Genomic DNA, 13,523 nt, shown 5'->3' with positions numbered 1-13,523 from the left:
TTTGTAATGGGTTACGGCGCAATACCGTTATTCGACAGGCAAGGCGGTGGTATATTTTATCTGTTCCATGGCAAAACTCGAAGTGACATCCGACAGCCCCGGCACGCTGTTCACTAAACGTTTATAAAAATCGTCATAGCGTTTCATATCGGCCACCTGCACCCGCAGCAGGTAATCATACTCTCCTGCCATCCGCCAGAAGCCGAGCACCTCCGCCATCTGCGTCACTTCGCTCACAAAATGGCCATACCAGTCGCTGCTGTGATGCTGAGTCTTGATCAGGACAAACGCCGTCAGGCCCAGCCCCACCTTTTCGGCATCCAGTAAGGCGACGCGCCCGCGCAAAATACCTTCATCTTCGAGCCTTTTCAGGCGCTTCCAGCAGGGCGTGGTGGTCAGATTAACGGCATCGGCCAGCGCCTGCAAAGAGAGGGTGCAATCTTCCTGCAGCAGCGCCAGCAGCTTACGGTCAATTTTATCTAGCATAGGGCATCCGAAGAGAAAATTTTGCTCTCATAATGGTAATCCAAAGGCTAAATGGCAACAATTTTTCCTGCGCTTTCCGCTAAGCTAGGCACAAAATGACAAACAGGAAATCACGATGAATAGCGCCTGGGTTAAACATGCCATTAGCGAAATCAACGCCGACTATCAGCGCTCCGCCGACACGCACCTGATCCGTCTGGCGCTGCCCGCGTTTCCGGGCATCCACCTGTATCTGAAAGATGAAAGCACCCACCCTACCGGCAGCCTTAAACATCGCCTGGCGAGGTCGCTGTTTCTCTATGGCCTGTGCAACGGCTGGATCAAAGAAGGTACGCCGATTATTGAATCCTCCTCGGGTTCAACCGCCGTTTCGGAGGCCTACTTCGCCCGCCTGCTGGGGCTGCCGTTTATCGCCGTGATGCCTTCCTGCACCGCCAAACGTAAGATCGAACAGATCGAGTTTTACGGCGGACGCTGCCATTTTGTGCAGAGCGCCTGCGAAATCTACGATGCTTCCGAAACGCTGGCCCGCGAGCTGAACGGCCATTATATGGATCAATTCACCTTTGCCGAGCGGGCCACCGACTGGCGCGGCAATAACAATATCGCCGACAGTATTTTCCGTCAGATGAACCATGAACCGCACCCGCAGCCGTCATGGATCGTCATGAGCGCCGGCACCGGCGGCACCTCGGCAACCATTGGCCGCTATATTCGCAGCCAGGGCCATGAGACGCAGCTGATGGTCGTTGATCCGCAGAATTCGGTCTTCCTCGAATACTGGCAGACCCGCGACGCCACCCTGCGCAGCCCGGTCGGCAGCAAAATTGAAGGCATCGGCCGCCCACGCGTCGAACCGTCATTTATTCCCGACGTCGTCGACGAGATGCTGCGCGTACCGGATGCGGCGAGCGTGGCCACCGCCCTGTGGCTGGAAACACAGCTTGGGCGCAAGGTCGGCGCTTCTACCGGCACCAATATGTGGGGCGTATTGCAGCTGGCCGCGCGGATGCGCGAGGAAGGGCGAACGGGTTCCATCGTCACGCTGTTGTGCGACAGCGGTGAGCGCTACCTGGAAACCTATTACAACCCGCAGTGGGTGGCCGCCAATATCGGCGATATCGCGCCCTGGCAGGCGGAGATCGCCGCGCTGGTCGGCAGGCGATAAAAAAAGCCAGATAGAAAACTATCTGGCTTGCCGGAAGGGTCTCTCTATTCGGGGGAATAAGGAAGATCAGGATTATCCAGCCAATGCGTTAAAAAGTGGGAGACCGCCTGATGCCGGCAGTCTCCGATAACCGGAAGATGCGGCAGCTCGGCTTTCAGCTGCGGCATCGCGTTGCCCATGATAAAACCCCGCCCAACGCTGCCCAGCATCTCGCGGTCATTCATCGCATCGCCAAACGCCATGCACTCCTGCAGGGTGAAGCCTAAGTGCTGGCTGAGCACCGCCAGCGCCGCACCTTTATTACACCCGACCGGCAGCACTTCCAGACAGTCCATCGCCGAGAAGCAGAGAAACGCGCGATCGCCCAGCGTCTCATTCAGTTGGATCCGCAGGCGGCGGAGATCGTCATGATCGCCGCAAAAACAGATCTTGGTGACATGCTGCGCCGACATGCGTTTCGGATCGCACAGTTGATAGTGAAAGCCGCTGAAGACATGCGCTTGCAACAATTCAGGCCTTGCCTGACCGGTGAACCAGCCGCCATCGTTAAACACATGCATGCTGGCCTGAGTATCCCATTTGCTGTGCAGCACCGCTTCCGCCGCCTCGGGAGCGAGATCCTGGCGATAAAGCTCCTCCCCTTCCAGCGAATGGATGCGCGTCCCGTTGCCGGTGATCAGAAATGCGTCCAGGGAAAATTCGCCAATCACATGGTGCATCTCCAGCACATGGCGACCGGTAGCGAACGTCAGGGTGATATTACGTTCCCGCAGCCGTTTCAGCGCGGTGAGCGTTTGCTCGCCGAGACGATGGTCCGGCATCAGCAGGGTGCCGTCCATATCAAATGCGGCCAGTTTTGCCATGGTGTATTCCCCGATGTGTGATGGGCTTCGCTTGTGTTGCAGTATCACCTGGGATATACGGAAGTAATAGTGAATAGATATTATTAATTGTTCCGGGTTTACAGCGGCCCGGTGGATGACGGCCCCCATGCGACTCTTACACCGTTTAAATCAATACCAGCGATTGTGGCAACCCTCAGCCGGGGCGCCGCAGCAGGTGACCGTCGGCGAACTGGCGGAGCGCTGTTTTTGTAGCGAACGCCACGTCCGCACTCTGCTGCGTCAGGCGCAGGAGGCGGGGTGGCTAAGCTGGCAGGCCAGCTCTGGGCGCGGCAAACGCGGACAGCTCTCATTTCACAAAACCCCGGAAAGTCTGCGCAACGAGATGATGGAGCAGGCGCTGAACAACGGTCAGCAGCAAAACGCGCTGGAGCTGGCGCAGCTGGCCCCGGTGGAGCTGAAAGCCCTGCTCCATCCCTTCCTCGGCGGTCAGTGGCAAAACAATACTCCGACGCTGCGTATTCCTTACTATCGCCCACTGGAGCCGCTGCGTCCTGGCTTTCTCCCCGGACGCGCCGAGCAGCATCTGGCCGGGCAGATCTATGCCGGGCTGACGCGCTTCGATGAAGGCGACAATATGCCGATCGGCGATCTGGCGCATCACTGGCAGGTCTCACCGGACGGCCTGCGCTGGCATTTTTACATTCGCTCCACGCTGTACTGGCACAATGGCGATGCGGTGCAAACCGCACAGCTACGGCAGCGGTTACGGTTGCTGCTTGAGCTGCCCGCCTTACGGACCCTCTTCGCCAGCATCAGCCGTATCGATGTCACTCACGCCCAGTGTCTCACCATCACGCTGCATCGTCCTGACTACTGGCTGCCGTTCCGCCTGGCCAGCTACTGCAGCGTGCTGGCGCATCCCGACGATCCGGCCATCGGCTGCGGGCCATTCCGCCTGAAGCGGTTTAGTCCGGAACTCGTCCGCCTGGAGAACCATCCCCGGTACCACCTGCAGCATCCGCTGATCCAGGCGGTGGAATACTGGATCACTCCTCAGCTCTTTGACCGCGATCTCGGCACCAGCTGCCGCCACCCGGTGCAGATCACCATCGGCGATCGCGAAGAGCTCCACAATCTGCGCCAGGTCAGCAACCGTATCAGCCTTGGCTTCTGCTATCTGACCCTGCGCCACAGCCCGCGTCTTAGTAAAACGCAGGCCCAGCGGCTGGTGTCGATAATCCATCACTCGTCGCTGCTGGAAACGCTGCCGCTGGAGGAGGATCTGATTACGCCAAGCCATGAGGTGCTGCCGGGATGGTCCATCCCGCAGGGACCGGAAAACAACGCGGTGCCGCTGCCGGCCAGGCTCACTCTGCTCTATCATCTGCCGGTCGAGCTTCATGCGATGGCCGAGCAACTGAGGCAACGGCTGGCTCTGCTGGGCTGCGAACTGACGATCATTTTTCATGACGCCAAAAACTGGGAAGGCTGTCAGCATCTGGGGCAGGCCGACCTGATGATGGGCGACCGACTGATCGGCGAAGCGCCGGAGTACGCCCTGGAGCAGTGGCTGCGCTGCGATATGCTGTGGCCTAATTTGCTGACCGGGGCGCAATATGCCCATCTGCAGGCGACATTAGACGCCGTGCAGTCTCAGCCCGACGCCCGCAGCCGCAACGATGCGCTGCGCAACGTCTTCAACAGTCTGATGGAAGACGCCATCATGACGCCGCTGTTCAAGTATAACTATCGGATCAGCGCGCCACCGGGGGTTAATGGCCTGCGCCTCAACGCCCGGGGCTGGTTTGACTTCGCCAGCGCCTGGCTGCCGGCCTCGTTGACGTGAGAGAGCTGGTCGCCGCGCGCGTCTGGCGCTACCATAGCGCCTTTACTCATTTAGTCAGGAATTGCCATGAAACGCGCCGTAGTTGTCTTCAGCGGAGGACAAGATTCAACCACCTGTCTGGTGCAGGCTCTGCAACAGTATGATGAAGTGCATTGCGTCACTTTTGATTATGGCCAACGCCACCGCGCGGAAATCGACGTTGCGCGCGAACTCGCCCTGAAACTGGGCGCCGTCGCGCATAAAGTGCTGGACGTCACTCTGCTCAACGAACTGGCAGTCAGCAGCCTGACCCGCGATAACATTCCGGTACCGGACTATCAGCCTGATGCCGAGGGCATTCCCAACACCTTTGTCCCCGGGCGCAATATTCTGTTTTTAACCCTGACGGCAATCTACGCCTATCAGGTGAAAGCCGAAGCCATCATCACCGGCGTGTGCGAGACCGACTTCTCCGGCTACCCGGACTGTCGCGATGAGTTTGTCAAAGCGCTGCACCACGCCGTCAGCCTTGGGATGGCGAAAGACATTCGCTTTGAGACGCCGCTGATGTGGCTGAATAAAGCCGAGACCTGGGCGCTTGCCGACTTCTGGGGTCAGCTGGATCTGGTGCGCCAGGAAACCCTCACCTGCTACAACGGCATTAAGGGCGATGGCTGCGGCCAGTGCGCCGCCTGTAACCTGCGCGCAAACGGACTCAACCAGTATCTGGGGGACAAGGTTGGCGTAATGGCGGTGATGAAGCAAAAAACCGGGCTGGCACAGGCATAGCCTCCGGGGCGCGATTTACCGGAGCTTTGACTCAAATTCCCCGGTAGCGCGACGCTTACCGGGGCTACGGGTTCATCACCTGCCGTGGGCCCGTCACTCGCACGTCGGTTGTCAGCGCAAGTTCATCTGGTCAAGTTTCTCACGCAACACCCCTTCCAGCGGCAGCGCCTTCTGGGTCTTTAAATCGATACAGACAAAGGTAATCAGCGCATCGGCTACCACTTCGCCATTGGGGTTGAGGGTGACCACCTGACTAAGGGTGCCGCTTTTGCCGTTGAGTTGCTCCAGTTTGCTGCTCACTGTCAGCACATCGCCCAGCACCGCCGGACGACGGTAGTTAATATTGATATTCACCACCACGAAGGCGATGTTTTTCTCCATCATCCACTGAAACGCGGGGCTGTTTTCCAGGCCGTCCCAGCGGGCTTCCTCAAGGAACTCCAGGTAACGTGCGTTGTTCACATGCTGGTAGACGTCCAGATGATAGCCGCGAACTTTAATTTGTGTCTGCATAGCACTAATGCCTTTCTGTTATTGTTGTTTATGAGGTAAGAGGTCATACCACTTGATGCAACCTCTTTATCCTGGCAAAAAATCACCGCTGTGCAAGGTCTGGCATAAAATTTACAGCGTCAGATGGGCTAAATTGCGCTCCACCAACGCGCTCCCCATTCCCGGGACCTGCTTCAGATCATCGAGGGTTTTGAACGGCCCGTACTCTTCGCGGTAGCTGACAATGGCCTGGGCTTTTTTCAACCCTACGCCATTCAACGCCTGCGCCAGCTGTTCGGCGCTGGCGTGGTTAATGCTGACTTTTGTCGCCCCGTTGTCGGTGTCGCCGGGCACCGCTTCCGCCTTCGCCGAAGCGGTCGCCTGCACATTTTCTTTATTCACTACCGCTTTACCGCTGGCGGGTGCCGCCTGCGCCCCCTGTACCCCTACCGCGAAAACCAGAACGCCCGCGGCCATCAGTGTTTTTATTCCATATTTCATGCTGATATCTCCTTGTGTGTAGACAGCAAGGTTACGATAGCGTCAGTGCGGATGGCCGACAAAAGGTAAATCACAGAAATGGAAAGGGCCGCGAAAGCGGCCCTTGAGGATTACATCATGTTGCTCATTTTTGCGAGACGACGCGAAATTACTGCTGCTGGTCGATGCTGTCACCCAGCTTAATTTTCGCCGCCTTGCGCAGGTTGCTCATCAGCGCTTCGAAAGCGATTTGGGCATTGTTCTGGGTAATCCCCTGAACCATGGCCTTCTTCTGCTCTTCCGGCATGTTGCCTGCTTTCACTTCATCCAGCGCCACCAGCACCACATCGCCTTGCATATTGCTGCCAACGCCGTAGACCGGTTTGCCCTGCTGCGGCAGCGGCAGAGTGAATGCCAGCTGGCTCAGCGGATCCTGGCCGGTACGGGAAAGCGTCTGCGGCGCGCCAAAGCTCAGGCCAGCCGCCTTCATCGCTTCATCGCCTTTGCCGTCTTTCAGCGCCGCCAGCAGCTTGTCGGCGTCCAGTTTCGCCTGCTGTTCCGCTTTATTGTGCTTAACGATATCGCTAACCTGCGCCTTCACTTCAGCCAGCGGCTTCACCGCCTCGGCTTTGTGCTCGCTGATGCGCAGAACAAATGCGCGATCGCCGTCAACGGTAATGATGTCGGAGTTGCTGCCCGGCGCGCCGTTCTCACCCACCAGACCGCCGTTGAAGATAGCGTCAGCGACCGGTTTAAAGTTCAGCTCTTCCGGCAGGTTATCGCGGCCAAACCAGCCGGTTTCCACCACCTTCAGTCCGGCGACCTGCGCCGCGCCCGCCAACGACTCATTATCGTTGCTGGCCGCATCGCTCACCTTCTGCTGCAGCGCGTAGTAAGCATCCAGCGCTTTTTCCTGCTTCACTTTCGCCGCAATGTCATTACGCACGTCAGCCAGCGGCTTCACCTGCGCCGGCTGGACGTCGTCCAGACGGGCCACCAGGAAGCCAACCGAGGATTTGATCACGCCAGACAGCTGGCCTTTCTCTTTCAGCCCGGCATCTTTCAGCTCTGGCACCGTAGAGGCCTCTTCCATCCACCCCATATCGCCGCCGTTGCGGGCAGAGATAATATCGGTCGATTTTTCTTTCGCCAGCGTGGCGAAATCTGCCCCTTTTTGCAGCTCGGCCAGCACCGCTTTCGCATCGGCTTCCGTTTTGGTCTGAATCACGCTGTAGCGGTTGCGCTGCGGCTGAGTGAACTGATCCTTATGCTGGTCGTACCATGACTGAATCTCTTCGTCAGAGGCGCTCTCCTGCATGCTGGCGGCATCCATTTTGATATAGCTGACGCGGAACTGCTCCGGCGCCATAAAACGGGCCTGATTCTGCTGCCAGAAAGCGTTGATTTCCTCATCGCTGGCCGTCTGTTTTGCCGCCAGGGCATTCACGTTGATGGTCGCTTCGCGGACGACACGCTGCTGAGACACCAGCGCCGCCAGCTGATCGGACTCACCCGGCAGCATGAAGTCGGTACCCGCAATGGCGTTAATCAGTTGCTGTGTGGTCAGCTGGTTACGCAGCGCCTGAGCGTACTGATCGGTGGTCATCCCCATCTGGGCGACAATACCACTGAAACGCTGGTTGTCGAACTTACCGTTCGTCTGGAAAGCCTGGGTCTGGAAGATCGCCTGCTTCACCTGCTCATCGCTGATGCTGAGGCCCAGCTCGCGGGCATACTGATCCAGAAGCGATTCATCGATCAGGCGGTTCAGCACCTGCTGGCGCATGGTTTTCATGTAGTTTTCGTTCGCCGCCAGCTCGGAGAACTGCTCGCCAAGCTGCTGCTGCATACGGTTACGTTCGCTGGCGACGGCATTTTCAAACTGCCCACGGCCAATCTCCTGGCCATTCACTTTTGCGGCATAGTTTTTGCCACCGCCAATCAGGTAACCACTCACCCCGGTCAAAATGAACGAGACGATAATGATACCGAAAATAATCTTGAGCACGACGCTGTTGGCGGCCGTGCGTAGGTTGTCCATCATGGTGTAACAACGCTCCGCTGTAGATGACTTTAGCTCGCGCAGCATAGCACGTGATGGCCGCCGCGCGTGAGGACGTATTTTGACAAGAAAACAGGGTGATTGTCAGCCCACAAGTGGCGATAAACACACATAAAGTGGTCTGAAAAGGCAATAAAAAAGGCACATCTCACGATGCGCCCTTGTACTTCGTCACATTCCCTGACGGGAAAGCCGATCAGTTCACCGCGTCTTTCAGCGCTTTACCAGCACGGAAGCCCGGCACTTTTGCGGCAGCGATAGTAATTTCTTTACCTGTTTGTGGGTTGCGACCAGTACGGGCGGCACGTTCTTTAACAGCAAAGGTACCAAAACCTACCAGCGCAACGTCATCCCCAGCCTGCAGAGATTCAGTAACAGAAGCGATTAAAGCATCTAACGCACGTCCAGCTGCAGCTTTAGAAATGTCCGCACCCGCAGCAATTTTGTCAATCAGTTGAGATTTATTCACTGTTCTCTTCCTCTCTTTATAATTTATATCGCACCTGAGTCCTTCATAGTGCGACCGCGCAGCAGTTATATCAGGACTGTCATGCCCTTACAACAGCAGTTGTCGATGACCCCCCTGCCAGCGATCTAAGTTAGCTACACAAAAAAAGGCTGGCAAGTCCGAAATGACTTACCAGCCCTATTTTTATTAGCGCAATTTGCGCAGAATCACTATTTCGCGGTCACAACCTGCATGCCGAACGGTTCGTTCTGCAGCGCAAGTGTCAGAACTTCCTCGATTCGTTTCACCGGATGGATATCCAAATCGGCGATAACGTTATCTGGAATTTCTTCAAGGTCGCGTTTGTTCTCATCAGGAATCAGAACAGTCTTAATGCCGCCGCGATGCGCCGCCAGCAGTTTTTCCTTCAGACCGCCGATCGGCAGCACCTGACCACGCAGAGTGATTTCACCGGTCATCGCCACATCAGCGCGTACCGGGTTACCGGTCAGGCAGGAGACCAGCGCCGTGCACATGGCGATACCCGCGCTAGGACCATCCTTCGGCGTCGCCCCTTCCGGAACGTGGACGTGAATATCACGCTTCTCGTAGAAGTCGGCGTTAATGCCCAGTTTGTCCGCCCGCGAACGCACCACGGTCAGCGCAGCCTGAATCGATTCCTGCATGACCTCACCCAGCGAACCGGTGTAGGTCAGCTTGCCTTTGCCTGGTACGCAGGCGGTTTCGATGGTCAGCAGATCGCCCCCCACCTCCGTCCACGCCAGACCGGTCACCTGACCGACGCGGTTCTCGCTATCGGCACGGCCATAGTCAAAGCGCTGTACGCCGAGATAATCATGCAGATTCTCACCGTTAATCTCGATGTGTTTCAGCGACTTATCCAGCAGCAGCTGTTTAACGGCTTTACGGCACAGCTTGGAGATTTCACGCTCCAGGCTACGAACCCCCGCTTCACGCGTGTAGTAACGAATAATGCCGATAATGGCGCTATCGTCGACGGTCAGCTCGCCTTTCTTCAGCGCGTTACGTTCGATCTGCTTCGGCAGCAGGTGACGCTTGGCGATGTTAAGCTTTTCATCTTCGGTGTAACCGGAGAGGCGAATCACTTCCATACGGTCCAGCAGCGGCGCCGGAATGTTCATGGAGTTAGACGTCGCCACGAACATCACATCGCTGAGATCGTAATCCACTTCCAGATAGTGGTCGTTAAAGGCCACGTTCTGTTCCGGATCCAGCACCTCAAGCAACGCAGAAGCCGGGTCGCCGCGCATGTCGGAAGACATTTTGTCGATCTCATCCAGCAGGAACAGCGGGTTTTTCACCCCCACTTTCGCCATTTTCTGGATCAGTTTGCCCGGCATCGAGCCAATATAGGTCCGACGATGACCGCGAATTTCCGCTTCATCGCGCACGCCACCTAACGCCATACGTACGTATTTACGTCCGGTCGCTTTGGCGATGGATTGACCTAACGAGGTTTTACCTACCCCCGGCGGTCCCACCAGACAGAGGATTGGCCCCTTGATTTTGTTCACCCGGCTCTGCACCGCGAGATATTCAAGGATGCGATCCTTCACGCGCTCCAGGCCATAGTGATCGGTATCGAGGATCTCCTGGGCCTGACGCAGGTCTTTTTTGACCTTACTGCGCGCGTTCCACGGCACCTGCACCATCCAGTCGATGTAGCCACGCACGACGGTCGCTTCCGCAGACATCGGCGACATCATCTTCAGCTTCTGCAGTTCCGCTTCGGTTTTTTCTTTCGCCTCTTTTGGCATTTTCGCCGCGTCGATCTTACGCTTCAGCGCTTCGTTTTCGTCCGGGGCGTCGTCCATCTCGCCGAGTTCTTTCTGAATCGCTTTCATTTGCTCGTTCAGATAGTACTCGCGCTGGGATTTCTCCATCTGCTTTTTGACGCGGTTGCGAATACGCTTCTCAACCTGCAGCAGATCGATTTCCGATTCCATCATCGCCATCAGATATTCCAGACGTTCGTTGACGTCGGACATCTCAAGCACAGACTGCTTGTCAGCCAGCTTCAGCGGCATGTGCGCCGCGATGGTATCCGCCAGGCGTGCCGGATCGTCGATGCTGTTCAGCGACGTCAGCACTTCCGGTGGGATCTTTTTGTTCAGCTTGATATAGCCTTCAAACTGGCTGATAGCGGTGCGAACCAGCACTTCCTGCTCGCGTTCGTCAATCGCCGGCGAGTCGAGATACTCCGCTTTCGCCGAGAAATGTTCGCCATTATCAGACAGCGCAGAAATACGTGCACGCTGCAGCCCTTCGACCAGCACCTTCACGGTGCCGTCCGGCAGCTTCAGCATCTGCAAAATAGACGCCACGGTTCCAACGGTGAAAAGATCGTTTACACCCGGCTCATCCGTCGACGCTTCTTTCTGCGCAACCAGCATGATTTTTTTATCATGGTCCATGGCCGCTTCGAGGCAACGAATAGATTTTTCCCGCCCTACGAACAGGGGTATGACCATGTGCGGATAAACCACCACATCGCGCAATGGCAATACGGGGATTTCAATGCGTTCAGAACGCTCAGGATTCATAGAGCTCTCTCTTAGTTTAAAGTCCGCCAGGTAGCCGACGACGCCATACTCCACTGCATCGTCGTTAATATGTAATCCAGTATATGGGGATGTATTCCACACATTCAACGGCGGGAATGCAGGAAAAATAAAAGGGGAGATAAAATCCCCCCTTTTTGTTAACTGCTTGAGTGAAATGGTTAATTATTCACCAGATGCCTGTTGGGCTTCCGGTTTGCCGTAGATCAGCAGCGGTTTGCTCTGACCTTCGATAACCGACTCATCAATGACCACTTTCTCGACATCATCCATCGAAGGCAGGTCATACATGGTATCCAGCAGCGCCGCTTCCACAATCGAGCGCAGACCGCGGGCGCCGGTTTTACGCGCCATCGCTTTCTTGGCGATGGCGTCCAGCGCTTCGTCGCGGAATTCAAGCTCTGCGCCCTCAAGGCTAAACAGCGCCTGATACTGCTTGGTCAGGGCATTTTTCGGCTCTTTCAGGATCTGGATCAGGGCTTCTTCGCTCAGCTCATTCAGGGTCGCCACCACCGGCAGACGGCCAATGAATTCCGGGATCAGACCAAACTTGATCAGATCTTCCGGCTCGACCTGGGCCAGCAGCTCGCCCTCGCTCGCTTTGTCGGACTTCGCTTTTACCGTCGCGCCAAAACCAATGCCGGAGCCGGTTTCAACACGGTGGGAAATCACTTTGTCCAGGCCGGCGAACGCGCCGCCGCAGATAAACAGGATCTTGGAGGTATCAACCTGCAGGAACTCTTGCTGCGGATGTTTACGCCCGCCCTGCGGTGGAACGGCGGCGACGGTGCCTTCGATAAGCTTCAGCAACGCCTGCTGTACGCCTTCGCCGGAGACGTCGCGGGTAATCGACGGGTTATCGGATTTACGCGAAATTTTGTCGATTTCGTCGATATAAACGATGCCGCGCTGCGCTTTCTGCACGTCGTAGTCGCACTTCTGCAGCAGTTTCTGAATGATATTTTCGACGTCCTCACCCACATAACCCGCTTCGGTCAGGGTGGTGGCGTCTGCCATGGTAAACGGCACATCCAGCAGGCGCGCCAGCGTTTCCGCCAACAGCGTTTTACCGGAACCGGTCGGCCCGATCAGCAGAATGTTACTTTTACCCAGCTCTACGCCATTGCTGGTATCGCCATTGCGCAGACGTTTGTAGTGGTTGTATACCGCGACCGCCAACACTTTCTTCGCCTGTTCCTGACCGATGACATAGTCATCAAGGTGGTGGCGAATCTCGTGCGGCGTCGGCAATGCGCTGCGCTCGCGGTGCGGCGCAACTTCTTTAATCTCTTCGCGAATGATGTCGTTACATAAATCAACGCATTCGTCGCAGATATACACGGATGGCCCGGCGATCAGCTTACGCACTTCATGCTGGCTTTTGCCGCAAAAAGAGCAATACAACAATTTGCCCGATCCATCTTTGCGTTTATCTGTCATGAGTCCAAACCTCTTTTTAAGTTCTTTGTGCCGCACACGACGACGCAAATGCCATTCTCAGGCGCAAGCCGCCATATAGCGTTGTGCCGCCCTTCATTAGTATATACACAAAATCCTTCGCGCTACATCGAGGCGGTGGCAAAGCCTCCGGCCGCAAGCCTGCCCGGCAAGCGTCCGAAAAAATGCCAACCACCCGAAAAATCGCGGCGAGAAGGATGAAGCGTAAAGCGGCACCCTTGCGCCTCGGGCATCAATTACGATGGGTCAAAATAGAGTCGACCAGCCCGTACTCCACGGCTTCCGCAGCGGAGAGGAAGCGGTCACGCTCGGTGTCACGCTCAATCTGCTCAAGAGACTGGCCGGTATGATGCGCCATCAGCTCATTCATGCGTCCTTTCACCTTCAGGATTTCACGGGCGTGGATCTCAATATCCGTCGCCTGTCCCTGATAGCCGCCCAGCGGCTGGTGGATCATCACGCGGGAGTTCGGCAGGCAGAAGCGCTTGCCTTTCGCCCCGGCGGTCAGCAGAAACGCGCCCATAGAAGCGGCCTGCCCCATACAAATGGTGCTGACATCCGGCTTGATGAACTGCATGGTGTCATAAATCGACATCCCGGCGGTGATCACCCCGCCCGGAGAGTTAATGTACAGGTAAATGTCTTTTTCCGGGTTTTCCGCTTCCAGAAACAGCATCTGCGCCACGATCAGGTTTGCCATGTGGTCTTCGACCTGGCCGGTCAGAAAAATGACGCGTTCCTTAAGCAGACGGGAGTAGATATCAAAAGAACGTTCACCGCGTGAGGTCTGTTCAATGACCATCGGCACCAGGGCCATATGGGGTGCAAAGTTGTCTCGTTCGCCACTGTATGACATTTCCGTCTCCT

The 13,523-nt window shown here is 56.5% G+C and carries 12 protein-coding genes; 3 read left to right on the top strand and 9 right to left on the bottom strand.

The features are described 5' to 3' along the window. Window positions 1-27: 27 nt before the first annotated feature. Entirely contained in the window at window positions 28-486 is a 459-nt protein-coding gene (locus A1WC_RS19995) for an Lrp/AsnC family transcriptional regulator (RefSeq protein WP_008805409.1), read from the bottom strand. Window positions 487-601: 115 nt separating this feature from the next. Between A1WC_RS19995 and A1WC_RS20000 the strand changes: the two genes are divergently transcribed. Next, window positions 602-1,654: a PLP-dependent cysteine synthase family protein gene (locus A1WC_RS20000; RefSeq protein WP_016160382.1), complete on the top strand. Its 1,053-nt coding sequence runs from the start codon at window positions 602-604 to the stop codon at window positions 1,652-1,654. A 44-nt stretch (window positions 1,655-1,698) separates the two neighbouring features. On the opposite strand, the gene cof is transcribed toward A1WC_RS20000, so the two are convergent. Continuing rightward, the gene (gene cof, locus A1WC_RS20005; protein WP_016160381.1) at window positions 1,699-2,517 is read right to left on the bottom strand and encodes an HMP-PP phosphatase; all 819 of its coding nucleotides are present in this window, start codon (window positions 2,515-2,517) and stop codon (window positions 1,699-1,701) included. Between the two features lie 127 nt (window positions 2,518-2,644). Here cof and A1WC_RS20010 point away from each other — a divergent pair, with 127 nt between their 5' ends. Both A1WC_RS20010 and queC read left to right on the top strand, forming a co-directional pair. Continuing rightward, complete coding sequence (locus tag A1WC_RS20010; protein WP_008805407.1) at window positions 2,645-4,345, top strand: SgrR family transcriptional regulator; 1,701 nt, start codon at window positions 2,645-2,647, stop codon at window positions 4,343-4,345. Window positions 4,346-4,411: 66 nt separating this feature from the next. Continuing rightward, window positions 4,412-5,113, top strand: a complete 702-nt coding sequence (queC, locus tag A1WC_RS20015; protein WP_008805406.1) for a 7-cyano-7-deazaguanine synthase QueC — start codon at window positions 4,412-4,414, stop codon at window positions 5,111-5,113. 111 nt (window positions 5,114-5,224) lie between these two features. Here queC and A1WC_RS20020 read toward each other — a convergent pair whose 3' ends face one another. The 7 genes from A1WC_RS20020 to clpP all read right to left on the bottom strand — a co-directional run bounded on the left by A1WC_RS20020 (window position 5,225) and on the right by clpP (window position 13,512). Then, window positions 5,225-5,626 (bottom strand): YbgC/FadM family acyl-CoA thioesterase, encoded by a 402-nt coding sequence (locus A1WC_RS20020; RefSeq protein ID WP_016160380.1) that lies wholly within the window; start codon window positions 5,624-5,626, stop codon window positions 5,225-5,227. A 111-nt stretch (window positions 5,627-5,737) separates the two neighbouring features. Beyond that, a complete protein-coding gene (locus A1WC_RS20025; RefSeq protein WP_016160379.1) occupies window positions 5,738-6,106 on the bottom strand; it encodes a helix-hairpin-helix domain-containing protein in 369 nt (122 codons plus the stop codon). A 148-nt stretch (window positions 6,107-6,254) separates the two neighbouring features. After that, on the bottom strand, window positions 6,255-8,129 hold the full coding sequence (gene ppiD, locus A1WC_RS20030) for a peptidylprolyl isomerase (protein WP_016160378.1): 1,875 nt from the start codon (window positions 8,127-8,129) through the stop codon (window positions 6,255-6,257). 214 nt (window positions 8,130-8,343) lie between these two features. Further along, window positions 8,344-8,616 carry a nucleoid-associated protein HU-beta gene (gene hupB / locus A1WC_RS0124915; protein ID WP_002444653.1) on the bottom strand — a complete coding sequence of 91 codons (273 nt, stop codon included), beginning with the start codon at window positions 8,614-8,616 and terminating at the stop codon, window positions 8,344-8,346. 209 nt (window positions 8,617-8,825) lie between these two features. Next, on the bottom strand, window positions 8,826-11,180 hold the full coding sequence (gene lon / locus A1WC_RS20035; RefSeq protein ID WP_004151336.1) for an endopeptidase La: 2,355 nt from the start codon (window positions 11,178-11,180) through the stop codon (window positions 8,826-8,828). A gap of 183 nt (window positions 11,181-11,363) precedes the next feature. Continuing rightward, complete coding sequence (gene clpX, locus A1WC_RS20040; RefSeq protein WP_008805402.1) at window positions 11,364-12,638, bottom strand: ATP-dependent protease ATP-binding subunit ClpX; 1,275 nt, start codon at window positions 12,636-12,638, stop codon at window positions 11,364-11,366. Window positions 12,639-12,888: 250 nt separating this feature from the next. Continuing rightward, window positions 12,889-13,512 carry an ATP-dependent Clp endopeptidase proteolytic subunit ClpP gene (clpP, locus tag A1WC_RS20045; RefSeq protein ID WP_002891804.1) on the bottom strand — a complete coding sequence of 208 codons (624 nt, stop codon included), beginning with the start codon at window positions 13,510-13,512 and terminating at the stop codon, window positions 12,889-12,891. Window positions 13,513-13,523 lie beyond the last annotated feature (11 nt).

It is taken from the genome of Klebsiella sp. KTE92 (assembly GCF_000398905.1).
Taxonomy (GTDB): Bacteria; Pseudomonadota; Gammaproteobacteria; order Enterobacterales; family Enterobacteriaceae; genus Klebsiella; species Klebsiella variicola.
The sequence above is the reverse complement of the archived record's forward strand: the minus strand, read 5'-3'. Positions and strand labels throughout refer to the sequence as shown.

Coding starts and splice junctions, on each gene's coding strand:
- cof (WP_016160381.1), bottom strand. CDS start 2,517: ATGGCAAAACTGGCCGCATTTGATATGGACGGCACCCTGCTGATGCCG.
- A1WC_RS19995 (WP_008805409.1), bottom strand. CDS start 486: ATGCTAGATAAAATTGACCGTAAGCTGCTGGCGCTGCTGCAGGAAGAT.
- A1WC_RS20020 (WP_016160380.1), bottom strand. CDS start 5,626: ATGCAGACACAAATTAAAGTTCGCGGCTATCATCTGGACGTCTACCAG.
- clpX (WP_008805402.1), bottom strand. CDS start 12,638: ATGACAGATAAACGCAAAGATGGATCGGGCAAATTGTTGTATTGCTCT.
- A1WC_RS20000 (WP_016160382.1), top strand. CDS start 602: ATGAATAGCGCCTGGGTTAAACATGCCATTAGCGAAATCAACGCCGAC.
- A1WC_RS20025 (WP_016160379.1), bottom strand. CDS start 6,106: ATGAAATATGGAATAAAAACACTGATGGCCGCGGGCGTTCTGGTTTTC.
- lon (WP_004151336.1), bottom strand. CDS start 11,180: ATGAATCCTGAGCGTTCTGAACGCATTGAAATCCCCGTATTGCCATTG.
- A1WC_RS20010 (WP_008805407.1), top strand. CDS start 2,645: ATGCGACTCTTACACCGTTTAAATCAATACCAGCGATTGTGGCAACCC.
- queC (WP_008805406.1), top strand. CDS start 4,412: ATGAAACGCGCCGTAGTTGTCTTCAGCGGAGGACAAGATTCAACCACC.
- ppiD (WP_016160378.1), bottom strand. CDS start 8,129: ATGATGGACAACCTACGCACGGCCGCCAACAGCGTCGTGCTCAAGATT.
- clpP (WP_002891804.1), bottom strand. CDS start 13,512: ATGTCATACAGTGGCGAACGAGACAACTTTGCACCCCATATGGCCCTG.